The 23,629-nt window shown below is 63.7% G+C and carries 17 protein-coding genes; 8 read left to right on the plus strand and 9 right to left on the minus strand.

Annotated elements, in window-relative coordinates; genetic code table 11:
• Nucleotides 1-39: 39 nt before the first annotated feature.
• Together XcodCFBP4690_RS12750 and XcodCFBP4690_RS12755 are read right to left on the minus strand one after the other, a co-directional pair.
• Entirely contained in the window at nt 40-1,032 is a 993-nt protein-coding gene (locus tag XcodCFBP4690_RS12750) for an endo-1,4-beta-xylanase (protein WP_104541287.1), read from the minus strand.
• Nucleotides 1,033-1,042: 10 nt separating this feature from the next.
• Complete coding sequence (locus XcodCFBP4690_RS12755) at nt 1,043-2,359, minus strand: MFS transporter (RefSeq protein ID WP_208622739.1); 1,317 nt, start codon at nt 2,357-2,359, stop codon at nt 1,043-1,045.
• A gap of 461 nt (nt 2,360-2,820) precedes the next feature.
• Here XcodCFBP4690_RS12755 and XcodCFBP4690_RS12760 point away from each other — a divergent pair, with 461 nt between their 5' ends.
• From XcodCFBP4690_RS12760 to XcodCFBP4690_RS12775, 4 genes are all read left to right on the plus strand, one after another.
• Complete coding sequence (locus XcodCFBP4690_RS12760) at nt 2,821-5,754, plus strand: TonB-dependent receptor (RefSeq protein WP_167394600.1); 2,934 nt, start codon at nt 2,821-2,823, stop codon at nt 5,752-5,754.
• 98 nt (nt 5,755-5,852) lie between these two features.
• Nucleotides 5,853-7,343 carry an MFS transporter gene (locus XcodCFBP4690_RS12765; protein ID WP_104541289.1) on the plus strand — a complete coding sequence of 497 codons (1,491 nt, stop codon included), beginning with the start codon at nt 5,853-5,855 and terminating at the stop codon, nt 7,341-7,343.
• Between the two features lie 30 nt (nt 7,344-7,373).
• Nucleotides 7,374-8,408, plus strand: coding sequence for a glycoside hydrolase family 43 protein (locus tag XcodCFBP4690_RS12770; RefSeq protein WP_104541290.1), 1,035 nt, complete (start codon nt 7,374-7,376; stop codon nt 8,406-8,408).
• A 129-nt stretch (nt 8,409-8,537) separates the two neighbouring features.
• Nucleotides 8,538-9,071 carry a lipocalin family protein gene (locus tag XcodCFBP4690_RS12775; RefSeq protein ID WP_104541291.1) on the plus strand — a complete coding sequence of 178 codons (534 nt, stop codon included), beginning with the start codon at nt 8,538-8,540 and terminating at the stop codon, nt 9,069-9,071.
• A gap of 85 nt (nt 9,072-9,156) precedes the next feature.
• On the opposite strand, the gene XcodCFBP4690_RS12780 is transcribed toward XcodCFBP4690_RS12775, so the two are convergent.
• Nucleotides 9,157-9,510 carry a ribonuclease E inhibitor RraB gene (locus tag XcodCFBP4690_RS12780; protein ID WP_104541292.1) on the minus strand — a complete coding sequence of 118 codons (354 nt, stop codon included), beginning with the start codon at nt 9,508-9,510 and terminating at the stop codon, nt 9,157-9,159.
• A gap of 854 nt (nt 9,511-10,364) precedes the next feature.
• Here XcodCFBP4690_RS12780 and XcodCFBP4690_RS12785 point away from each other — a divergent pair.
• Nucleotides 10,365-10,775 carry a hypothetical protein gene (locus XcodCFBP4690_RS12785; RefSeq protein ID WP_244183643.1) on the plus strand — a complete coding sequence of 137 codons (411 nt, stop codon included), beginning with the start codon at nt 10,365-10,367 and terminating at the stop codon, nt 10,773-10,775.
• 151 nt (nt 10,776-10,926) lie between these two features.
• Here the strand turns inward: XcodCFBP4690_RS12785 and XcodCFBP4690_RS22435 are convergent, their stop codons facing one another.
• The 3 genes from XcodCFBP4690_RS22435 to XcodCFBP4690_RS12795 form a co-directional block, all read right to left on the minus strand.
• Nucleotides 10,927-11,379: a hypothetical protein gene (locus tag XcodCFBP4690_RS22435; protein WP_167394601.1), complete on the minus strand. Its 453-nt coding sequence runs from the start codon at nt 11,377-11,379 to the stop codon at nt 10,927-10,929.
• 276 nt (nt 11,380-11,655) lie between these two features.
• Nucleotides 11,656-12,456 (minus strand): type II toxin-antitoxin system death-on-curing family toxin, encoded by an 801-nt coding sequence (locus XcodCFBP4690_RS12790; protein ID WP_104541293.1) that lies wholly within the window; start codon nt 12,454-12,456, stop codon nt 11,656-11,658.
• 97 nt (nt 12,457-12,553) lie between these two features.
• Nucleotides 12,554-13,126, minus strand: coding sequence for a hypothetical protein (locus tag XcodCFBP4690_RS12795; protein ID WP_104541294.1), 573 nt, complete (start codon nt 13,124-13,126; stop codon nt 12,554-12,556).
• Between the two features lie 153 nt (nt 13,127-13,279).
• Here XcodCFBP4690_RS12795 and XcodCFBP4690_RS12800 point away from each other — a divergent pair, with 153 nt between their 5' ends.
• On the plus strand, nt 13,280-13,483 hold the full coding sequence (locus XcodCFBP4690_RS12800) for a YdcH family protein (RefSeq protein WP_167394602.1): 204 nt from the start codon (nt 13,280-13,282) through the stop codon (nt 13,481-13,483).
• A gap of 345 nt (nt 13,484-13,828) precedes the next feature.
• Here the strand turns inward: XcodCFBP4690_RS12800 and XcodCFBP4690_RS12805 are convergent, their stop codons facing one another.
• From XcodCFBP4690_RS12805 to XcodCFBP4690_RS12815, 3 genes are all read right to left on the minus strand, one after another.
• Nucleotides 13,829-14,809: a zinc-binding dehydrogenase gene (locus XcodCFBP4690_RS12805; RefSeq protein ID WP_104541296.1), complete on the minus strand. Its 981-nt coding sequence runs from the start codon at nt 14,807-14,809 to the stop codon at nt 13,829-13,831.
• Between the two features lie 295 nt (nt 14,810-15,104).
• Nucleotides 15,105-17,780, minus strand: coding sequence for a glycerol-3-phosphate 1-O-acyltransferase PlsB (gene plsB, locus XcodCFBP4690_RS12810; protein WP_104541297.1), 2,676 nt, complete (start codon nt 17,778-17,780; stop codon nt 15,105-15,107).
• Nucleotides 17,780-18,745: a hypothetical protein gene (locus tag XcodCFBP4690_RS12815; protein WP_104541298.1), complete on the minus strand. Its 966-nt coding sequence runs from the start codon at nt 18,743-18,745 to the stop codon at nt 17,780-17,782. Before XcodCFBP4690_RS12815 ends, plsB begins: the two co-directional genes overlap by 1 nt.
• Before the next feature lie 406 nt (nt 18,746-19,151).
• Here XcodCFBP4690_RS12815 and XcodCFBP4690_RS12820 point away from each other — a divergent pair, with 406 nt between their 5' ends.
• On the plus strand, nt 19,152-20,204 hold the full coding sequence (locus XcodCFBP4690_RS12820; protein WP_104541299.1) for a LacI family DNA-binding transcriptional regulator: 1,053 nt from the start codon (nt 19,152-19,154) through the stop codon (nt 20,202-20,204).
• Between the two features lie 165 nt (nt 20,205-20,369).
• Complete coding sequence (locus XcodCFBP4690_RS12825) at nt 20,370-23,408, plus strand: TonB-dependent receptor (protein WP_104541300.1); 3,039 nt, start codon at nt 20,370-20,372, stop codon at nt 23,406-23,408.
• Nucleotides 23,409-23,629: the final 221 nt, after the last annotated feature.

The raw sequence follows: 23,629 nt of genomic DNA on the forward strand, positions 1-23,629 counted from the left end.
CATCGGGAAAGACGGAAAACACTCTGCCGGCCACCTGCATCATGGCGCGGGCGTGCCGGGATGGGTGGCCACGTAATTGCGCAACCAGGTCAGGGCGGGCCGCTCGCTGCCATCGGCGCGAATCAGATACGCCGCCTCCTTGTCGCGCCACAGGCCGGGACGGAATCCCCACAGGGTGATGCCGCGCACCGCCGGGTGCTCCCAGAAGATGGGAAACACGCGCTGGTAGTCGGCCAGCTGCTGCGCATCGCTGGGCCCATCCAGGTCGAATTCGGTGATGTAGATCGGCAGGCCGGTGGCCGCCAGGGCATCCAGGTTGGCGCGGTGCACCGACATCGCCACGTTGGGCGTGGTTTCGAAGGCATGCTCCTGGATACCGATGGCATCCACCAGCCGCTCGCGCTGCAGCAACTGCACGATCTGCAGATACCGTTGCGTGGCCTGCGCGCTGTTGGTGATGCTGTAGTCGTTGATCAACAATTTTGCGTGCGGGAAATGCTGGCGCGCCAGCCGAAACGACTGCAACACCCATTCCCATCCGCTGGCGCCATTACCGCCCAGCGCCTGCAGATAATTGCCGCCGCCGCTGTCGTTCTTGCTGGGCGGGTCGTTGAGCGGTTCGTTGACCACTTCCAGCAGATCGATATCCGGGTAGCGCTGCGCGACGGCGGCGAACCACTGCTCGATCTCGCGGCGTTGTTCGGCCGGCGGCAGCGTCTTGATCCACTCCGGCTGCTGATTGCCCCATACCATCACATGCATCTGGAACGGCATGCCGTTGGCCTTGGCAAACCGGTAAGCCGTGTCCAGCGCGCTCCAGTCCATCTGGTCGCGCACCGCCTCCACCGTGCCCCACTTGCCGGCATTTTCCGGCGTGAGCTTGTTCCAGTACTGTGTAAATCCCGGTGTCTGCTGCGGACTGTAGGCACTGCCGAGAAACTTCGAGGCCCCGGCGGCCAGCGGCGCGGCATGCGCCACCGAAGCGAGGCTTGCGGCAAGCAACAGACCCATTCTCACGATGCGCAGATGCATGATGCGTCCCTCAGGAAGATGGCGGCGCGATGGTGGCCGCGGGCAGATGCGCCGGCTCCAGCCGCGGCACCAGATGATGCACGAGGGCCAGCGCCAGCAGATACGCAGAGCCCGCCATCAGGAACACCGGCACATAACTCCCGGTCGCCTGTAGCAAAAATCCGATGAACGTGGCGATGAGCATGCCGCCCACCGCACCGGCGAATCCGCCGATGCCCACCACCGTGGCCACCGCATGCCGCGGAAACATGTCCGAGGGCAGCGTAAACAGATTGGCAGACCAGCCCTGGTGCGCGGCGGTGGCCAATCCGATCAGCGCCACCGCCAGCCACAGATTGTCCGCACGTGCGGCGAACACGATCGGCACCACGCAGACCGCGCAGATCAGCATAGCGCTCTTGCGTGCGCGATTGACGCTCCAGCCGCGCGCGATGAAGCGCCCGGCGATCCAGCCGCCGGCAATGCTGCCCACATCGGCAAGCACGAAGATCACGATCAAGGGTGCGCCCAGTTGCAACAGGCTCAGGCCGTACTCGGCATGCAGGAACTTCGGCAACCAGAACAGGAAGAACCACCAGATCGGATCGGTGATGAACTTGCCCAGCACGAACGCCCAGGCCTGGCGGTGCCGCAACACCTGCAGCCACGACAGCCGCCGTTGCGCCGGCTCGTGTGCATCGCTGCGGATATGCGCCAGTTCCGCCGCCGACAGTCCGGGTTGCTGCTCGGGCGGGTGATAGCTGACCCACCACACCAGCAACCAGGTGGCGCTGAGCACGCCGGTGAACAGGAAGGCCGCCTGCCATCCCCAGGCGGTGGCGACCACCGGTACCAGCAATGGCGCGACGATGGCACCGATATTGGAGCCGGAATTGAAGATGCCGGTGGCCAGCGCACGCTCGCGGCGCGGAAACCATTCGGCCACCGTCTTGAGCGCTGCGGGAAAATTGCCCGATTCGCCCAGCCCCAGGAAGAACCGCGCAATCGCAAAGCCCACCACGCTGGTGGCCAGCGCGTGCCCCATCGCCGCCAGGCTCCAGACCGCGATCGCCAGGGAATAGCCGATGCGGGTGCCGAAGCGGTCGATCACCGCGCCGCTGCACAACAGTCCCAGGGCGTAGGCCGCCTGGAACGCTGTGACGATGTAGCCGTACTGGATCTCGTTCCAGCCGATCTGGGCCTGCAGGAACGGCGCCAGCACGCCCAGCACCTGGCGGTCGACATAGTTGATGGTGGTGGCGGCCAGCAACAGCGCGCATACCCGCCAGCGCACGCGACCCAACCCCACCGGCGTGCTGGCGAACGCGGGCCTGGGTGCCTCATTCATGCGCATGGCCGCGCGGCGGCCGCGGTTCGCATCGCTGCTGCGCCGGCGGCGGTGAGGGCGATGCGCGCATTGCGCCAATGCCGGCCGTGCGCGTGATTGCTGCGTTCTTGGGAGGGTTTCATCGACCACTGCACCTGCACGAGGGTGGCCTTGCGCCACGGGTGATAGCGCTACCATTACCACGCTGCCCGGCGAAAGCCATCGCGCAGTGCAACACGGCGCCTGCCACGCACGTTCTCCGGCGGGCGGCTGGCGCGGGCGTTCGCACGCGGCCCGCATGGCGCACCCGTCCATGCTGCCCTGCAGCGTGATGTTGCGAATTTGGTAGCGCTAACATCCAGCGTCACTGATCGCCTGTTCTTCCCCACCGCACCATCGCCGCGCCGACTGCTGGCAGCGGCACTCCCTGCGCCGGGGCGATGCGTAGGACATCTGCTCACCTGTTAAGGAAGGGGATTACGGTGAAGAACAGCTACGCACGAACCGCGTTGTCCTGCGCGTTGGGGTCCATCCTGCTGGGCATGGCCAGCAGCGTCGCCTGGGCCCAATCCACCGACGCCGCCGCCACCGCGCCACCGCCGACGGACCCGGCCGGCAACGGCGACGCGGTGACCCAGCTCGATACGGTCACCGTCTCCGGCTACCGACGCAGCATCCAGTTTTCCACCGATGCCAAGCGCGATTCGGTCGGTTTCGCCGACACTGTGTTCGCCGAAGACATCGGCAAGTTTCCGGACATGAACATCGCCGAGTCGCTCAACCGTATCCCCGGCGTGCAGCTGGTGCGCGACGTCAACGGCGAAGGCCTCAACATCGCCATCCGCGGCCTGGGTACCAGCTTCACCAAGACCACGCTCAACGGCTCCAGCATCGCCACCGCCTCGATCGGCCTGAATGCGCAGAACCAGAACCGCGAAGTCGATCTGAACCTGTTCCCCACCGAGTTCTTCACCCAGCTCACCGTCAGCAAGACCCCCACCGCCAGCATGCTCGAAGGCGGCGTCTCCGGTGTGGTGGACATGCGCAGCGCACGCCCGTTCGATCGCCCCGGCGTGCACGTCACCTATCAGGCGCAGGCCGACTGGAACAGCACCAGCGAGAAGACCACCCCGCGCGGTGCGGTCATGGGCAGCTGGACCAACGAAGAAGGCACCTTCGGTGCGTTGTTCGGGGTGGCCTCGGTGCGCAGCAAGCTGGGCGTGCGCGGCTTCGAGAGCGTGGGCTGGACCAACCCGGGCCTGACCTATACCCAATGCGGCCTCACCCCGCCGGCAGGCACACCAGCCACCAACCAGCCGGCGGTCTGCAACGTCAACGGTGGCGGCAACTGGCGCATTCCCGATCGCGTGCCGGCCACCGCCGGTAGCGGCCTGACCACCGGCGACACCATCGATGCGGCCTGGCTGCTGGCACGCAACCCGGGCCTGAGCATCGACCAGATCAGCGATGCGCTGATCCCGCGGCTGGGCCGCGACGTGTACATGAGCGGCGATCGCAACCGCGATGCCTCGGTGATGTCGTTGGAATGGCGCCCCTCCGACAGCCTGCATTTCTACCTGGACACGCTGTATTCCGAAGCCAAGCGCACCACCGAGCGGATCAGCATGAATCTGATCGGCCGCAACGGCAACATGATTCCGCTGGGCATGCAGCTGGACCAGAACAACGTGGTCACCAGCGCCACCTTCGCCAATGCGCAGTATTTTCTGGAGGCGCGCCCGTACCGCGAGAACGTCAAGTTCTGGAGCGTCAATCCCGGTGCGGAACTGCTGTTCGGCGCCGAGCAGGACATCAAGCTCAACGTTCAAGCCAACGCCACGCGCAGCTGGCTGGATCGCGAATCGCCAAGCATCCTGGTGACCTCGCCGTTCACCACCGTGGACTATCGCAACGAAGGCGGCGACCGTCCCAGCATCAGCAGCCCGCTAGACCTCAACGACCCCAACCTGGGCTGGGGCTGGAGCGGCGGCCGGGTCAATATCCAGAACGAAAAACGCGTGACGCAAACCCGTGGTGCGCGCGCCGACCTGCAGTTCGGCGAGGACAAGCGCAACATCAAGCTCGGTGCGGCCTACGACCAGGCCGAGCGCACCATCCGCGGCTTCGACAACAGTGTGGCCTGGGAACGGGCGGTCTGCCGTGGCAGCGGCGGCAATGTCTGTAACGGCGGCCCGGGCTCGGCCGTACCGAGCGCGGTGCTGGCCACCTATCTCAGGCCCGGCCCGGATGGCTTCATCACCGCCGATTTCGACCGCTTCCTGCGCGACACCAACTATTACCCGCTGCGCGATGCGGCGCCGGAATCCAACTCGGCCAATACCGGCGCCTCCACCGGCGGCATCAGTGAGAAAAACCTCGGTTTCTACATCGAGACGAATGCGGAAACCGAAGTGTGGAACCGCACCTTGCGCTTCAATGCGGGCGTGCGCTATGTCACGACCGACCAGACCATCGCCGGGCCGGTCACCATCAACGGCATTCGGAGCAGGCAGGTCCTGGAATCGGACTACAAGGAGACCCTGCCCTCGTTCAATGTGGCATGGGATGTCGCCGACAACGTGGTGCTGCGCCTGTCCAGCTCGCGCACGCTCACCCGTCCGGACCCGAGCGCGATGTTGCCCAATACCAACTTCAGCGACCCCTCCGCGCAGACCGCCACGCAGGGCAATCCCGAGCTGGCGCCCTACCTGTCCACCAATGTCGACTTCGGCGGCGAGTGGTACACCGGCGGCGAGGGCTATGTGGGCCTGACCCTGTTCAACAAGCGCATCAGCGGCTTCACCGTCAACGGCGTGCGCCGCATTCCGTTCAATGCGCTGGGCGTGCCGTACGACAGCCTGCTGCCGATCCAGCAGGCCGGCCTGCAGCAGCGTGGCGGACCGGACGTGGCGACGGTCGACGTCCAGACCCAGGTCAACGCCGACGGCGTCCTCAATATCCGCGGCACCGAGGCCATCTGGGTGCAGCCGCTGGACAAGCTGGTCGACGGCCTGGGCTTCAGCCTCAACTACACCCACGTCAACCAGCAGTCCGAGGGCGAAGGCGTGCCGGCAGTCGCGGTGGGCGTGGCACCGAACCTGTGGAACGGTACGGTGTATTGGGAGAAGAACGCCGCCTCGGTGCGCCTGTCCTACACCTGGAACGACGACATGGTGATTTCCGGCGCCAACCAGAACGGCATTCCCTATGCGCGTCTGAACGCCGATGCGCGCGGCCAGCTGGACCTGTCGGCCAGCTACGCGCTGGACTGGCTGCCGTCCAAGCCCCAGCTCACCCTCAACGTCACCAACATCACCGACGAACCGCTGCGCACCACTTACGCCTGGCCCAACGCGACCTACGATCTGTACGAGCCCGGCCGCACCGTCATGCTCGGCATCCGCGGTACCTTCTGAGTGCTGTGCCCGCCGATTGTCAGGGAGGTGTCCTGCAACCGGCGGGATGGCGCGCGCTGCGGCGTTCTCCGCAGCACCCTTCGAGCTTGCCAGACCCCATGAACGATGCGTCCTCCCCACTCTCCCTGCGCGAAAAAATCGGCTACAGCCTGGGCGACCTGGCCGCCAACCTGATCTTCCAGACCTTGGTGACGTTCCTGGCGTTCTTCTATACCGATGTGTTCCGTATTCCTGCCGGTGTAGCGGCCACGTTGATCTTCGTGGTCGGCCTGCTGGGCGCGTTCGTGTTCACTCCGCTGATCGGCATCCTGGCCGACCGCACGCGCACGCGCTGGGGCAAGTTCCGCCCGTGGATCCTGTGGTCGGCGCTGCCGTTCGGCGCGCTCTCGCTGGCCGCCTTCAACACGCCCTCGCTCGGCGAGCAGGGCAAGATCGCCTATGCCTTTGCAACCTACACCTTGCTGATGCTGGTGTATGTGGCCAACAACCTGCCGTACTCGGCGCTCAGCGGCGTGCTCACCGGCAGCATGGAGCAGCGCAACAGCCTGTCGGCGTATCGCTTTCTGGCGGTGACCCTGGCGCAGTTCGTGATCCAGGTATTGCTGCTGCCGCTGGTGCTGATCCTGGGCAATGGCGACAAGGCGCAGGGCTTTCGCAACACCATGGCGTTGTTCGCGGCGGTCGGCACGCTGTGCTTCCTGATCACCTTTCTCACCACCCGCGAGCGCGTGTTGCCGATCAGCGAGCAACGCAGCAGCGTGCGCCAGGACCTGGCCGATCTGGTCCGCAACAAACCCTGGCTGGTGATGCTGGCGCTGACCATCCTGGTGTTCGTCAATCTCGCCATGAAGGGCGGGATGTACATCTACTATTTCAAGTACTACCTGGACGCCGGCGCGCTGGCGCAGTTTCTCGATGGCGCAGGTTTCAACCGCTTTATCGATGGCATCAACAGCGTGCTTACAGGTGCCGGCATGACCGCGCTGCAGTGGCCGCAGGACGCGCCGACCTCGGCCTTCAGCGTGTTCAGTGCCGGCGGCATCCTGGCGATGATCGTGGGTATCGGCTTTTCCAAGCGCCTGGCCGATCGCCATGGCAAGCGCAACGTGTTCGGCGGCGCGCTGCTGGTGTCCACGCTGTTTCTGTTGGCGTTCTACGTGTACCCGCCCACCGCCATCGGCTTGGTGTTCGCCTCCTACGTGCTGCACGGCTTTTTCTATGGCATCACCATTCCGTTGCTGTGGGCGATGATCGCCGACGTGGCCGATTACTCGGAGTGGAAGAACCACCGCCGCGCTACTGCGATCATCTTTTCGGCAATGTTGTGCGGCCTGAAGATCGGCCTAAGCGTCGGTGGCGCGCTGGTCGCCGGCATCCTGGCGTTCTACGGCTACGATGCCGCGCTGGCGCAGCAGGATGCTGCGGTGACCGGCGGCATTCGCTTGGCCATCAGCGTCTACGCTTCCCTCCCGTTCCTACTCGGCGCCGCGCTGCTGGCCTTGTACGAGATCGACAAGGCACTGGAATCGCGCATCGAACGCGAGCTTGGCGCACGCCGCCAGGCGGCACTCGCGGTTGCGGGCCAATGACTTCCCTCCCCCTCATGCACAGGTACGCGCATGTCCGATGAACTGCAAGCCGCCGCCCTGCAGGCCCTGGCGCGCACCGCCATTTCCGCACCGCTGGTCACCCATCTCTACACGGCCGATCCTTCCGCGCATGTCTTCGACGGTGCGCTGTACATCTATCCCTCGCACGACATCGATGCCGGCGTGGCCTTCAGCGACGACGGCTCGCACTTCGGCATGGAGGACTACCACGTGTTCCGTATGGCCCACCCGCAGGCGCCAGTCGAGGATCTGGGCCAGGCGCTGCACGTGCGCGACGTGGCCTGGGCACAACGGCAGATGTGGGCACCGGATGCCGCGCAGCGCAGCGGCAAGACCTATCTGTATTTCCCCGCCAAGCGCGCCGACGGCATCTTCCAGATCGGCGTGGCGGTCGGCGATGGCCCGCAAGGCCCGTTCACTGCGGAACCCGAACCGATCGCCGGCACCTACTCCATCGACCCGGCCGTGTTCGGCGATGCCGATGGCGAGCACTACCTGTATTTCGGCGGCATCTGGGGTGGCCAGCTGCAGCACTACCGCGACAACGTCTATGCGCAGACCCACCAAGAGCCCGAAGGCGCAGCGCCTGCACTCGGCCCGCGCGTCGGCCGCCTGCACGAAGACATGCGGCAACTGGCCGAGCCCACGCGCGAAGTGCAGATCCTCGACGAACACGGCACCCCGCTACGCGCCGACGACCGCGCCCGCCGCTTCTTCGAAGGCCCCTGGGTCCATCATCACGCCGGCCGCTACTACCTGTCGTACTCCACCGGCGACACCCACCTGATCTGCTACGCCACCAGCGACTCGCCCTACGGCCCGTTCACCTATCAAGGCGTGCTGCTCGCGCCAGTGATTGGCTGGACCACGCATCACTCCATCTGTGCCTTTGACGGCCAGTGGTATCTGTTCTATCACGACGCCGTGTTGTCGGGCGGGCAGACGCATCTGCGCAACATCAAGATGACACCGCTGGAGCATGACGCCGATGGAAAGATCACGACCATTTACCCTTACGGGAAGGATGCGGTTTCACCGTGGTGACATGGCGGGGATCCCGTGCGCTACTGCCTGTGCCTCATGGGGCTGCCAGCCGACTGTGCATTGCACGCTGCATCCACAGGCACCATCGCAACGTATGCCCATGCACTGAGTCTCTTGAGAGAGGTTGCCATGCGCCAGACGTCGATGCTGTTGTTACTCACCCTTGCGGTCTACGGAAGTGCAAGCGGTAGCGAGTCGCACTCCGCGCTGCCCCGTGCAGACAGCGTGGACGTGCCGCGCTTCATGGGCGACTGGTATGTGATCGCGCATATTCCCACCCGGCCCGAACGCACGGCCTACGATGCAGTAGAGAATTATGCGCTGCGATCCGATGGCCGCATCCAGACCACCTTCACCTTCCGCAAGGGCAGCTTCCAGGCCCCGCTCAAGTCGATGCATCCGGTTGGCCAGGTCGCAGAGGAAGGAAATGGGGCGCTGTGGAGCATGCGATTCATCTGGCCATTCAAGGCCGAATACGTGATCGCCTGGCTGGATCCGGGTTACACGCAGACCATCGTGGCGCGCAGCAAGCGCGACTACGTCTGGTACATGGCGCGCACCCCACAGGTGTCCGACGCCGACTACCAGCAGGCTGTCCAACGTATCGCCGCCATGGGCTACGACGTGTCACAGCTGCGCCGCGTCCCGCAGTCGCAGCGGTGACGCAGTAAGGCACCGATGCGGTAAAAAACTGCGCCGCTCTCAGCGGCGCAGTGAACGCATCGCAGGCGAGTGCATGCCATGCGCGTCAGACGTCCTTGTCATCCACGGAAAATTCCCACCCGTCATTCAAGCCACCCAGCGGCTTGGCTTCGGTTGCCAGCTCTTCCTCGAACGCCGAAATAGCCTTGTACGTTGGGATCATGGTCGGATACACCGTCACGTCCATCGGAAACGTCGTGTTGTCCGGGTAGTGGCAGCACCGCACCTTCTGCTCGAAGCGCAGCAGCGTCACCGAGAACTCCAGTGCCGACTCCTTCGTGGGGAAGACCACGGAGAACGCAATCTCGCGTGGCTTGGATAGATCCACCCCTTGCTGGGCAATGTGCCAGAGGGTGTCGCCGTTGTCGTCGTTGGGATATAGGGCCGGATGTCGTTGCATAGGGGTTTGGATCTTTTTGCGGCCAATTGGCTGAGGAGGAATTCTAGCGCTTGGCTCTTACTAGGTATTCATACGCGACGTAGCAATGGCGAGCCGCCAGAAACACTGGAGAGCAGGCACTCAGGCAGGGTAGGAGGCTCGCTGAGCAGCGCGGTTATCGCGGGTAGGGCGGAGGCAGCAAGACCCGTCGTCTGGCCGCCGGCTTCAACACACGAATTCAATTAGACACGCGACTGGAGTCGCGTGGTGACCATGCAGCCGCATGCATAGTGGGCGCCATCCATAGCAACCGACTGAGCATCAATGATGATCACAGCTCACTTCAGACAACGGTGAAAACTCCATTGTGCTTGGGGCATGTCCTCCGGTCGCCACTTCTCGTGAGGTCTCTGATCATGATCCACATCGTGTGGCATGACATCATCCTGCCTTGTTAGGCGAGCTGCACACGGTCGAGATTCCGGTGAAACGCTCGCGGTAGCCATCTCGCACGATTGCTCGCGATGAACACGAGCGTACCAATCCGATGAGCAGGCACGTGGTTATCATTGAGGCCAGCATTCGTTGCTTGACAAGCCTGTTTGCCATAAGGAATATCGAACTACCGCAGTCACTCCTGTGGTCGGGTTTAGCAGCTCGCAAATTCAAAGGCGCACCAGCGCCCATCCGTAGATGACCGGCGTTTTTTTATGCCTGTCGCATCGGCTGGGTCATGTCTGTCAGTTCTATGGCGGGCGGTGCGCGGAGGCCTTCGGGCCTGCCGGTTGCCTTTGGGCCGGTCTGCTAACCGCGTACCGTCCGTCGCCTGCGTTTAGCAGCGTAGCGACGGATTCCAATTATCAAAGGGGCCCGCTATGTCTCGTTCCAAATCCAGCAGCGCAAAGGAAAATGCATCTCCGCAGTTGGACGGTGAAGATGTCCTTCGCGATGACATGCAGATCAATGCCGACAGTATTCGAGAAAATGTCTTCTTTCGCAGGCTTTCAGAAGCGCAGAGCGCGGAAGGTAGCAACGGAATACATTGGTCGGACCTGCCGATAAGTTTTGGCACTGCGCTGCAATGCGCGCACCTTGATCACTGCATCTGCGGCCTACATGGTTTGCTGGAATTGCTTCATGCAAATCAGGGAGCATGTGAAGGCGGGCAATTAGGATTGGGAGACGACCTGACGGACCGCTTGTTTTACGCATCAAGAGCGCTGACCGCATCAGCAAAAGATAAATTAACTGAAATGCAGCAGCGAATTGCCTCTGCAAGCCAATAGCGCGAAAACTTGTATGGATCTCTATTCCAGATCAAACTACCAGAACGCTTCGGCGAAAAAGAAACTAAGAGCCGAAAACTAGGCATAGTTACAGGACCGAACTATTTAGGAGACGTCGATTTGGAGGGGATTCTTCGTCCGAACGCTCTGTCTACTCCTGCCTCACAGATGGAGATGATGGAGACAATGGAAGTTGTGGTATAGGCTGGACCGGCGCTGGAGGCATTGGAGTCATCGGGTAGGCCACAGGTGGCAGAAAAGCTTTACCGGTCTTTACAAAATTAGCAAGCTCTTCCATACGACGATTATGGGCTAAAATTATTGCTGAGCTTACGAGCGGATCTCTAGATGCCTCAATCACTTTTTGAAAACTATCAAAGCCCATAGACTTTGCAACTTCGTTAGAAAGCGCGTTAAGTTTTTCGGCGTTCTCTAATGCAAGCGCCATACGACTTACTTTGTACTTTTCGGCATCCTCCTTAATAGCTCGAATAGCGGTCAACAACGCCCGAACCCTATTCGCAATCAGGGTTGGTACAGATACTACAGCTGCGAGCTGCAAAGCAACCTCAATTGCTGTAGGCACATTTAACGCTAAATCCATCCACCCTGGAGAGGAGTAACGAAGCTGTGCAACTACTGGCTTAGCCTCTACTGGAGTACGCGAAGACATTAAATTATAAAAATTTACTACCGAGTAACCACCTCGCCACGGGTAGTTTAGGAGTGCATACTGCACACTCGCCCGATTAGCGGGAGCCTCCCCCCCCATAAAAGTAGAGCAGCGAATAGACTTGCTTGAATTTATTAGGAAATACATATAAATCCTCCAAATCCCAGCGTCGATTCATTATTACCTTATAAGTAGGCCCAAGTTCACTCATATCTTCGCCAACCTCTTTAGTGTTTGCTTGTATTTCTGAATAAATTGATCTACTGCTATATCATTTCCATAGAAGTTTGCCGAATCGCACCCGTTATCTTGGTCGAGCTTGCATTTCTCACGGATCGACCTAATTATTTTCTTACCGACCGTCGCGCCATCACGAGGATAGGCAATATGATCGACACGCCGACCCCGCCATTCTAATTTCCCAAAGATTGGGAATGACCTTTTCCATTCATATTTAACAACATCAACAAAATTACCCTTTGGATTTTCTAGCTCCACGTTGAATCGACGAAGGATTTTTCGAAGTTCACGATAAGTTATGACTCGTTCGGCCTTATCTGTGCGACGGGTCCGCGATTTCAACCAACGACTAATTGATGCAACTTCTACATCAGCCGAATCTGCTGTCGCGATTTTAGGTGCGAAATGGCGTGAAGCTATGCGCAACATAAGCTTATAAAGCTCTTCTTGCTCTACCTCACCCTTGACGGTAAAACCATTTTTATCCAGATGACACAAGAGACTTACTAAAGCGCACCTCTTGTTTCCATTATGGAATCCGTGGTTTCTGCATACACCAAAGCAAAGGGTGGCTGCATTATCTAATGAATCTTCATACTTTAGCTTTTCGCCAAAGCCTACATGTTGCCGGTCTATTGCCGATTGTAAAAGTCGCCCATCCTCCCTCATCCCTGGCGGAGATAATGGATCGCTCGTGCTAGAGAAATCCTCGGTGAGAACATCATGTATGTAAACAACCTCTTCAAATGTCAGATGTTTTACCGCCACATGCTCTCCTTGCGTTCATGTTTCTAGCGCAAGCGGAATTAAACAAAATGCCGCGATTCTTATGCCGGACTAGCGATGAGTAGACGAAGCGCACATCTCACGGCACCCAAATCAAATTCATCAACTGCGGATCCGCCGTCACCTTGACCAGCTTGCCGCTCGGGCCGAACTGCACCTGGTACTCGGAGAAGCTGTCGCGCCAGTAGCGCCACAGGGATGCTTCCAGGTTCGGATTTTCGCTGCTGATCGGGTAGCCGACCGCCATCAGCACCTGTTCGCGGGTCATGCCGCCGGTGAGCTTGCCGTCCATGATGGCCTGGCGGATCTTGGGCGGGAAGGTGGCGAGCTTGAGCTTGGGATCGGCGCTGACGATGTAGCGGGCGGCGAAGGCGTTGTTGTCCAGGTCGCGGCTGTAGTCGTTGCCGATGGACTGCTTCTCGCCGGCGATCTTCAGGTTGACGCGGTTGCGGCCAAAGCCGGTGACGCTGACCGGAGTGCCGACCGGCAGCACGCGCTTGCCGTCTTCGGCGTAGTTGCTGTCGCTGATCCAGCTGCCGTCGGTGCGCAGGTTGCAGCACAGGAAACCGTCGTACTTGGCGACATCGGCCGCCGCGGCCAGGTTGGCGGTGGTGAGCAGGCTCAGGGCCAGCAGGGAAGAACGCAAACGCATCGGGAAGACTCCTTTCTCGACGGCCGTAGCCGCGCGGCAATGAGGGATGGGTGCGCCGCCGTTTCCCCAGCAGCGCCGGGGCATTGTCGCAGCCCGGGGCCACTTGGCAAGCGCAGGTGACGCGCATCGCCCGGGGTTGTGTATGCTCGGGGCGTGGACACCCTCTCACCCGCCGAGATTGTCGAGCAGATCGCCGAGTTGCGACGCGCACACCGCGCGTTGGACGAGGAAATCCAGCGCATGCCCGCCAATCTGGAAGACGAACTGCAGATGAAGCGGCTGAAGAAGCGCAAGCTGCAGATCAAGGACAACATCCTCCGGCTTGAGATGGAGCTGGTGCCCGACGAGCCGGCGTAGGGCGCGCCTGCGGTTGGGTCTGCTTTGTGGTGCGCATGGATCGTTGCGGCATGGCCCGTGTCATGACATGCCCGGCCAGAACGTGGCAGCCGGCCATGGCCTGTGTGTGGGCAGGCATCGAACCGGAACGGACGCCGTAGGCGATTTCCACGGGACTTTGTCAGCGTTGAATCGCCGGCATGGCGCTCCCCCATCCGCCCTTCGGGCACCTTCCCCCGCATGCGGGGGAAGGGAACGGGTCGAATAGCTGGCACGGCGCTTTCCCATGCGCCCTTCGGGCACCTTCCCCCGCAAACGGGAGAAGGAAGCGCCAAGGCAAGACAATCAGACTCCTGCGTGCGGCGCTCAGCCGGCGCGCAGCAGGATCTTGCCGCGGCGTCCCGGTTCGGCGCTGGCGGCGGCTGCCTTGGCGGCGTCCTGCAGGTCGTAGACCGCTTCCACCGGCAGGGCAAGGCTGCCATCCAGGGCCGCCTTGAGCAGTTCGCCGATCATGCGGCGCTTGTCCTCCGGAGGGGTGGCCTGCATCACCTTGCTGCCCCAGAAGCCGCGCACCGTGGCCTGCTTGAAGATGACATCGCCGCTGGAGATCTGCAGCGGCTCGCCGGTCATCGAGCCGAACGACACCAGCTCGCCGCCCTCGGCCAGCAGGCCGAGCAGCTCGCCCGCAGCGGAACCGGCCACCGAGTCGACGCCGCGCACGATCGGCGCATCGCCGGCCAGCGCGCGCACCTGCTCCTGCCAGCCGTCCCGGGCAGTGGAGACGGCATTGCCGATGCCCAGCGCCTTCAGCTCTTCCACACCGGCATCGCGGCGCACCAGGTTGATCACGTTGATACCGCGGGTGGCGGCCAGCATGGCGACGGTCTTGCCGACCGCGCCGTTGGCAGTGTTCTGCACGATCCAGTCGCCCTTCTGGACGCGCAGGAATTCGATCAGCATCAGCGCGCTCAATGGCATGGCGATCAGCTGGCAGCCGCGGTCGTCGTCCAGCGCATCGGGAAGCGGCACCACACCGGAGGCGGAAGCGAGGAAATACTCGGCCCAGCTCTCGTGCACGCCGGCAGCGACCACGCGTTGGCCGACCTGCAGGCCCTCCACGCCCTCGCCCAGCGCGTCGATCACGCCGGAGCCTTCACTGCCGCCGATCGCGGGCAGCTCCGGCTTGTAGCCATAGTTGCCACGCACCGTCCACAGGTCGTGGTTGTGGATCGGCGAGCACCGCATGGCGATACGGACCTGGCCTTTGCCGGGCTGCGGCACCGGACGGTCGCCGAGCTCGAGCACCTTGGCCGGATCGCCGAACTGGGTGTGGATGGCTGCGCGCATGAAAGTCTCCTGCCGGGCACGCCCATCAGTGCAACGCGCCCGATCACTATGAAAGGTAGCGCGATGCTAGCGGCACGGCTGCAAGAGAGGGATGAAACGGGCAGAACCGTTGTGTGAAGTTTGCGAGCCTTGTGCAGCGCGCCAGCGGTGGATCTGGTTGAGGGCGGAGTTGGGTCATTTGCTTGCTGACCGCCCTTCATCCGCCCTTCGGGCACCTTCTCCCGGAGGGAGAAGGGAGCGTCGTCGGCATGGGGAGCGCCGCTTTGCCCTGCTGCCGCGGCGTCGCGCCGTCGCCTTACTCGGCCGGCGGCACCACCGCCTCCGGCTTGGCCGCCGCCGGGCTGACCCGTTCGATGGTGTGGCGCAGCTCGCGCCCGAGGATGAACTTGGCATCCTTGGCCCATGCATCCAGCCGCTCGTCGAACACCAGCTTGCTGTTCTCGTCCGGCCACACCAGGCGCAGCTCGCGCAGTTTCTGGATGAAGCCGCGGAACAGGGTCTTGTCGAAGAATTCCGGGGCAGCCGGGGCGTACAACAGGCTCAGGCGTTGCGCGGCCTGCTGGCACAGGCTTTCCAGTTCGCCGGCGCCGAGCACGCCGGGGCCGTTCTTCACCAGTACCGAAATGGCGATGTAGTAGCGCTCGAACGCCTGCTGCAGCGAATGGCCGATGGCACGCAGGCGGAACACCTCGTCGGTCTGCCCGGTATTGCGCGCCAGGATGCCGCCATCGTCGTCGGTGACGTTGAGCAGCAGGCCTTCGCGCACGAACATCTCGATGGTCTGTTCGATGCGCTCGGCAAAGCGGTCTTCGCTCCATGGCAGGAACAGCTCGGCCTGCAGGAACGGGTACACCGTGCGACCCAGGCGGATCAGGCCGGCACGGCTCATGCGGCGGTTGTTCTGGAAGCAGCAGGCCACCCACGAAGAGGCGGTGAACAGGTGCAGCACGTTGTTGCGGAAGTAGCTCAGCAACACCGCGGTATCGCCGCTGACGCTAAGCACATCGCCCAGCGGATGCGACACGCGGGTAAGCACGTTGATCTCTTCGGCGTGGGTGATGATGCGCGCCGGGGTATGCGGAGTGACGGTGACGCGGTCCGAATACGGCATCTCCGCCAGCAGCTTCTTGCACAACTCGATCTGCGCGATCAGGTCGGCCTCGCCCATCGCATGCTTGGGCGTGGACAACAGCGCCAGCGCCAGCAGGTTGATCGGATTGACGTCGGCGGCGCAGTTGATGCGGGTCTGGATCTGGGTGGACAAGGTATCCACCGCCGGTGCCAGCCAGGTGGGTTTTTCGTCCTCGGGCACCGGTTGGCCGTCCCAGTCAGGCGCGTGTTTGGCCAGCACGTCGTTGAGCGCGATCGGCTCGCCGAAGTTCACCACCACCTGGCCGTAGTTCTGCTTGAGCACCTTGGGGATGGACCACAGCAGGCCCCAGATGGATTCCTTTTCCTTGGGCCGGCCGGTGAGTTCATCGAGATAGCTGTTGCCTTCCATCAGCTTCTCGTAGCCGATGTACACCGGCTGGAACAGCACCGGCTTGCGCGGCTGGCGCAGATAGGCGCGCAGCGTCATCGCGATCATGCCGCCCTTGGGCTGCAGCAGGCGCCCGGTGCGCGAACGCCCGCCTTCGACGAAGTACTCGATCGAATAGCCGCCGGCCACCAGCTGGGCGACGTATTCGCTGAGCACGGCCGAATACAGCGCATTGCCCTTGATCGAGCGGCGGATGAAGAACGCGCCGCCCTTGCGCAGCAGCGTGCCCACCACCGGCAGGTTGAGGTTGATGCCGGCCACGATATGCGGCGGCACGATGCCGCGTTCGTAGAGCAGGTAGCTCAGCAGCAGGTAATCCATGTGGCTGCGGTGGCTGGGCACGTAGACCACTTCATGCCCGGGCGCGGCCTGCTTGAGCTTGTCCAGGTGATGCACCAGTACGCCGGCGTAGATGCGGTTCCACACGTGGGTGAGCAGGAAGCTGGCCGAGCGCACCACCGGGCTGGAATAGTCGGCGGCAATCTCCCAGGCGTAGGCATGCGCCTTGCGCCAGGCGTCGACCGGCTTGGAGTTGTCGCGCTTGGCCTGGGTGGCGATGGCCTCGCGCACAGAGTCGGCCGCCAGCACCTGGTCCACCAGCAGGCGGCGGGTGGACAGGTCCGGCCCGATCACGGCCTCGCGGATACGCCGGAAGTGGGTGCGCAGCACGCGCTGCAATTTGCGCAGGGTGCGCTCGGGCGGCAACCCCTCGGCCATGGTCTGGCGCAGCGAGATCGGCGGGGCGAAACGCACGATGGTGGTACGACCATTGAGCAGCACCGCCAACAGGCGGCGGAAGCGGCCCACCAGCGCCCAGTTTTCCGAGAACAGCACCGCGAACCAGCCGCTCTGCTTGTCCGGCGCACGGCCGACGAAGATCGACACCGGCACCAGGTGCACGTCCAGGTCGGCGCGCACGCGGTGCGCCTGCAGCAACTTGGCCAGCGAATCGGAATGGGTCTTGCCGCCGCGTTGTTCGGGAATCAGCGAATTGCTGCTGCTGCGCCGCGACAGTGCCAGATAGGCGCGTTTGCGCTGCAGCGGGTCGCCCGGCAACGGTACCAGCGGCGAGGGCAGCCCGGCCTCGCGGCAGGCCTTGTCCAAGATCAGCGCGCTGGACAGGCCGTAGTCTTCCAGCACGTAGACCACCGGCGTGCCGTCGTCGTAGCGGCTCGGTTGGTCCGGCTCGATGGTCAGGCTCAGCCACGGATCGGCCAGCCGGCCAAGCAGGCGCGCCCACCAGGGGCGTTTGGCCTGCCGCGCGGTGGCGGCCGGCAGCGGTACGGCGGCAGTAGGCGCATCCGGCGGCACCGGCGTGGCCATGGGCAACGGCGAGGCGGCCGCCGTCGCGCCAGGGTCGGCGGCATCGGCAGTCGGGGCGGGCTGGCCGTCGGGAAACGGCAGGGGGTTCTGTTCTGGCATCGCCGTCATTATCGCCCAGCCGGGCGTTGCCCGGCGTCTGCCGGCACGGCCGGCGCAGCGTCGGCGCCTGCCGCGGTCTCGGGTAGGCCCGGTGTCGACTGCGCGCGCAGCAGGGCGGCCACTTCCTCCTGGGTCTGCTGCTGGTACCAATGGCCGTCGCGCTTGATCAGCGCCACGGTCAGGTCGATGTCGCGCGCGGCCAGCGGATAGCGCAGCCGGACCTGGGCGCTGTTGCCCTCCTGCTTGACCAGGCCGGTGCGCAATGCATCCAGGCTGTTGTCGATCGACAGGTCGTAGCGCTCCAGCACCTTCTTGCATGCTGCCCAGAACGGTCCGAGCCGGCGCAGGCTTTCTTCCATGCCCAGCTGCTGCAAGTCGGCATCGGAGGTGATGCCGGTGGCACGCGCGGCGGTCACCAGATCGGCAATGCTGGCCTTGGCGCGCGGACGGTCGGCCAGCGGCGCGGTGGCGGCCCAGGCACTGAGCGCGTCGACCAGCTGCACGTAGTGGGCACGCTGCTCGGGCTGGTAATCGCTGCGACTGCGCAGGTACTGCACGCCGAACTGGCCCAGCGACTGCGCGGCCTGGGCGATGCCCCGCGACTGCCCGGCCAGCTGTGCATCGAAGGCCTGCTGCAGGCGGCGCTCGGCATCGGGAGCCGACAAGGACCCCAGCAAGGCGCCGGTTTCGTTGGGCAACGGCAACTCGGTCAACGGCCAGCGGCTGGCGCCACTGCGCCAGGCCGCTTCCAGTTGGGTGTACTGCACCGGCGTGACCCGGATCCGCGCATAGGCCACCAGGTCGTTGCGCCGCAGCGGCACCGTCATCGATTGCATGGCGGCGGCCGGCTCGGCCTTGGCGCCGGGCAATGCGGCGGCCGTGTCGTTGCGCTGGCAGCCGCCGACGCACAGCGCGGCCAGCAACATCCACGCGATGGACTGGAACCGGCCGGCGCGGACGGTGGATGGCGGCATGCGCACGATGTTCCCCTGATCGATCGGCGCATCTTGCTGTCTGAATGCACTGGCGGCAAGGCACGCCGTTACCGTACGCTAAGGTACGGAACAAAGATGTTACGTTTTTGTCGTTGTTCGTCGGTTACCAGCCGGTGTCCGGCCGTGACTGCCGTTGTCTCATTCGGACAATTTTGTCCATCAATCGGGTCGCAAGCCTTGTGCCCACTGTGTTTGATTCGATGCTGCGGCGCATCATGTAAGCGCTTGCAGTTCCTGCTAGCGTGCGCGCCATCGCGCTTCGAGGTCGCCGTCGGAGGGGGCCGATGACCTGGATGTGCCTGTGCGACACGAACGTTCGGCACCCGACGACAGCGCGCACCGCTTCGGCGTGCGGCCGTCACCGCCTTGTTTTGGAGAAAGCGCCATGAGTCGGCCACGTTCGGAAGGCGGCAGCGTCACCATCAAGGATGTGGCCCGCGAGGCGCAGGTGTCGGTGGCCACGGTGTCGCGCACCATGAATGGGCACCAGCACGTGGCCGAGTCGGTCCGTGAGCGCGTGCTGCAGGTGGCGCGCGCACTCAACTACATCCCGCATCACGCTGCGCGCAGCCTGAGCAGCCGCCGCACCCACACCATTGGCGTGGTGTTGCCGGATCTGCATGGCGAATTCTTTTCCGAACTGATCCGCGGCATCGACCAGGTGGCGCGGGAGCAGGGCTACCACCTGTTGGTCTCCAGCTCGCACGGCGACCCGCAGGCGCAGCGCCGGGCGCTGCAGCGCCTGCCCGGGCGCGTGGATGGAGTGGTGGTGATGTCGCCGTCGTTGGGCGACTCGGGCGTGCACGAAGACGCGCTGCCGGGCGGCCTGCCGGCGGTGCTGCTCAATTGCGCCGGCAGCGCCAGCCAGCGCCCGGTGCTCAACGTGGACAACTACGGTGGTGCACGGGTGATGACGCGCCACCTGCGCGCATGCGGCCATCACCGCATCGCCTTCATCGCCGGCCCGGACGACAATTTCGATGCGCACGAGCGCCTGCGCGGCTACCGCGATGAAATGGCGGTGGAGGCGGACGCGCAGCCGTGGGTACTGCCGGGCAACTTCGACGAGGAATCCGGCTACCGCGCCGGCCAGGCGCTGGCGCAGCAGGACCGCCCGGACGCGGTGTTCGCCGCCAACGACATGATGGCGCTGGGTTGCCTGTTCGCGCTCGGCCATGCCGGACTGAAGGTGCCGCAGGACGTCGCGCTGGCCGGTTTCGACGACGTGCCGATGGCGCGCTATGTGCTGCCGGCGCTGACCACCATGCGGGTGGACATCGCCGGGCTGGGCGCGCGCGCGCTGCGGTTGCTGCTGGGACAGCAGTTGGTCGATGCCCCGCCGCCGCCGGCCGATGCGGCGCCACCCGCGTTTTCGGAGATGGTGCCGGAGCTGATCGTGCGCGCCTCCAGCGCCGCCCGCGCCGCAGCGGACGACTGACGACATGCGCCACGTCGCATCTTCACGAATTCTTTGCGGTTTCTTATGTTTTTTATAACTCCTGATTGATTGCCGCCACCGCGTCATCGTCCCTGAAACAACGCACCACCCCGCGCCACGCCGACCACTCCGCCGGTACGCGCCTGACCCCTGGGAGGGGAAGTCATGAAAAGCTACCGTAGCGTCTCCACCCTGCCGGCGCGCAGCCTGCTGTGCTGTGCCCTGGCCGCCTCCTTGCTGGCCGCCGCGCCGGCCATGGCCCAGTCCAGCAACGCCACATTGCGCGGACAGGTGGCCGCGTCCCAGGCCGGGACGACCGTGACCGCGACCAATGTCGCCACCGGCGCCACCCGCCGCGTGGCGACCGGTGCGGATGGCAGCTATGCCCTGGTCGGCCTGCCGCCGGGGACCTACAAGGTGGATGCGGGCCCGGGCACGGAGAAGACGGTGACCCTGTCGGTGGCCTCGTCGGTCAGCCTGGATCTGGGCAGCGACGGCCAGGTGCCATCGCCGGCCGCCGATGGCGCAGCGACCACACTGGACACGGTCAAGGTCACCGCCACCGCGCTGCAGGAGGTCAAGACCTCCGAAGTCGGCACCAATATCTCGCTCAAGCAGATCAACACGGTGCCGCAGCTGACGCGCAACTTCCTGGAGTTTGCCGACACCGTCCCGGGCATGCAGTTCGAGACCGACCCGAACGGCAACAGCCGCATCCGCGGCGGCGCGCAGGCCAGTTCGGCGGTCAACGTCTACATCGATGGCGTAGGCCAGAAGAGCTATCTGTTCGGCGGCGTGTCCGGCCAGCAGCAGAGCGCGGGCAATCCGTTCCCGCAGCTGGCGATCGGCGAGTACAAGGTCATCACCTCCAACTACAAGGCCGAGTTCGACCAGGTGGGCTCGGCGGCGATCGTGGCGTCCACCAAGTCCGGCGGCAACGAGTTCCACGGCGAGATCTTCGGGCGCACCACCAATACCGATTTCCGTGCGCGCCAGGCCGACGAACGTGCCGGCGCGCCCAACTCCGATGGCAGCAAGCGCAAGACCCACCAGGACGAGTATGGTTTCGCGCTCAGCGGCCCGATCGTCAAGGACAAGGCGCACTTCTTCTTCAGTTACGAAGGCAAGGGCTTCGAGGTGTCGGCCAACCCGGTCTCGGTGCCGGACAACTTCAGCGTACTGAGGGACGACCTGCCGGCCGGCGTGCAGAGCCGCCTGGGCTCGGTCACCCGCCCGTTCAACGAAGACCTGTACTTCGGCAAGATCGATTGGGATATCGGCGAAAACGATCGCCTTGAACTGACCGCCAAGGTCCGCGACGAAGAAAGCCGCGATAGCGTTGGCGATCGCAACACCGCCATCGCCGCCAAGATCAATCTCAATACCGAAGAACGCTACGACCTGCGCTGGCAGCACTTCGGCGAAACCTACGTCAACGAGGCGCGCATCTCATACGAGGACGTGCTGTTCAACCCCACCGCCTACACCATCGGCAGCCAGAGCGTGTACACGCGCGACATCGCCGAGAACGATGTGCTGATCAACGACGACGCCACCAGCGGCCTGGCGATCCAACGCAAAGGGCAGAAAGGCCCCAGCTTCCAGAACGACCTGACCTTCAACAGCATCGACTGGCACGGCAGCCACGTCATCAAGATGGGCGTGAAGTACAAGGAAGTGGAGTTGACCCAAAGCGAGAACTCCACCGCCAATCCGTCCTTCTATTACGCGGTCAACGACGGCCAGGGCACGGCACCGATTCCATACCAGGTGCGCTTCAACCTGCCGTTTGCCGGTGCGGCGCCGTCGGTGACCACCACCAGCAAGCAGCTGGGCCTGTACATCCAGGACGACTGGGACGTCAACGACAAGCTGCAGTTGAACATCGGCGTGCGCTGGGATGGCGAGAAGATTCCTTCGTATCTGGACAACGTGACCCCGCCGGAAGTGGTGGCGGCCTTGAACGGCCCGGGCACCGACCCGACGGTGAGCGCCACCTATGCCGAGCAGCTGGCCAAGGGCGGAGTGAACATCAATGACTACATCAGCAACGGGCGCAATCGCAAACAGGACAACAACAACTTCGCGCCGCGCCTGGGCTTTTCTTACGACTTCCGTGGCGACGAATCGCTGGTGCTGTTCGGTGGCGCCGGGCGTAGCTACGACCGCAATCTGTTCGACATCATGGGCCTGGAGCAGGTCAAATCCGCGCTGTCCCAGTACACCATCCGCTTCGCCGAATCCTACGGCTGCACGCCGGCGCCGGGCACCTGCGCCAACTGGAACCCGGCCTATCTCAGCAACCCGGACAGCCTGAGCGGCCTGGTCAATGCGCGCGTGCGCAACGGCGAGGTCGACCTACTCAACAACGATCTGAAGACGCCGTATTCGGACCAGTACTCGCTGGGCCTGCGTACCCGCGTGGGCGAGTGGAGCAACTCGGCCACGGTGTCCTACATCCACAGCCAGGACGGCTTGATCCTGACCCTGGGCAACCGCTACCCGAATGGCGACTTCTTCCAGAACGGCAGCCAGCCGTGGGGTCAGACCCCGCCCGGCTTCGGTGCGCTGATCATCGGCAACAATGGCGTGGAGACCAAGACCACGCAGTTGCTGCTGTCCACCGACAAGGCCTATACCAAGGAAAGCGGCTGGGGCCTGACGGCGGCGTATACGTTCTCGCGCGCCCGCGGCAATCGCGGCAACGACGAGCAGTACGGCTTCGACGCGGCCACCATTGCCGACTATCCGTTCCTGGACCTGAACTCGGTCCCGCGCCATCGCCTGGTGGTCACCGGCATCTACGATCTGTTCTGGGGCATCAGCGCCTCGGCCAAGCTGACCCTGGCCACGGTGCCGCCGCGCAACGAAGCGGTAGCCTACGATCTGTATGGCGGCCCGCCTTCGAACAACATCCGCGTGGTCTCGGTGGATGCACCGGGCGGCAAGTTCATTGCCGGCGGCGACATCTTCGGCACGCGCCAGCTGGATCTGTCGCTGTCCAAGGACATGCACGTGACCGAGGCGTTGACCGTGCAGGTGCGCGGCGATCTGATCAATGCGCTGAACTTCCGCAACTACGATCAGTACGCCATCGACTGGGGCCAGGGCGGCGTCTATAACCCGCGCGTCAGCATCAACCAGTACGGTGCGCTGTCCACGCCGCCGCGTACGCTGTTCCTGAGCGCGCGCATCATCTGGTAGTTCGATAGCAGCCCTGAATTGGCCATGCCAGCACGGCGCGAGCGACCGTGCTGGCAATCGTGCATGCCGCACGGCCCGGCGTGCCGTTGTTGTTTGCATCGTGTGTTGAATGCCGGTGCGCTGCACCGGCCACGCGCCGCCAATGCTTTACCCGTCTCGACCCGTGCCTGAAGGAGCAGCCGCCCGTCACCGTAGACCTTTGTCGTTCTTGCAGCCCTTGC

It is taken from the genome of Xanthomonas codiaei (assembly GCF_002939785.1).
Taxonomy (GTDB): domain Bacteria; phylum Pseudomonadota; class Gammaproteobacteria; order Xanthomonadales; family Xanthomonadaceae; genus Xanthomonas; species Xanthomonas codiaei.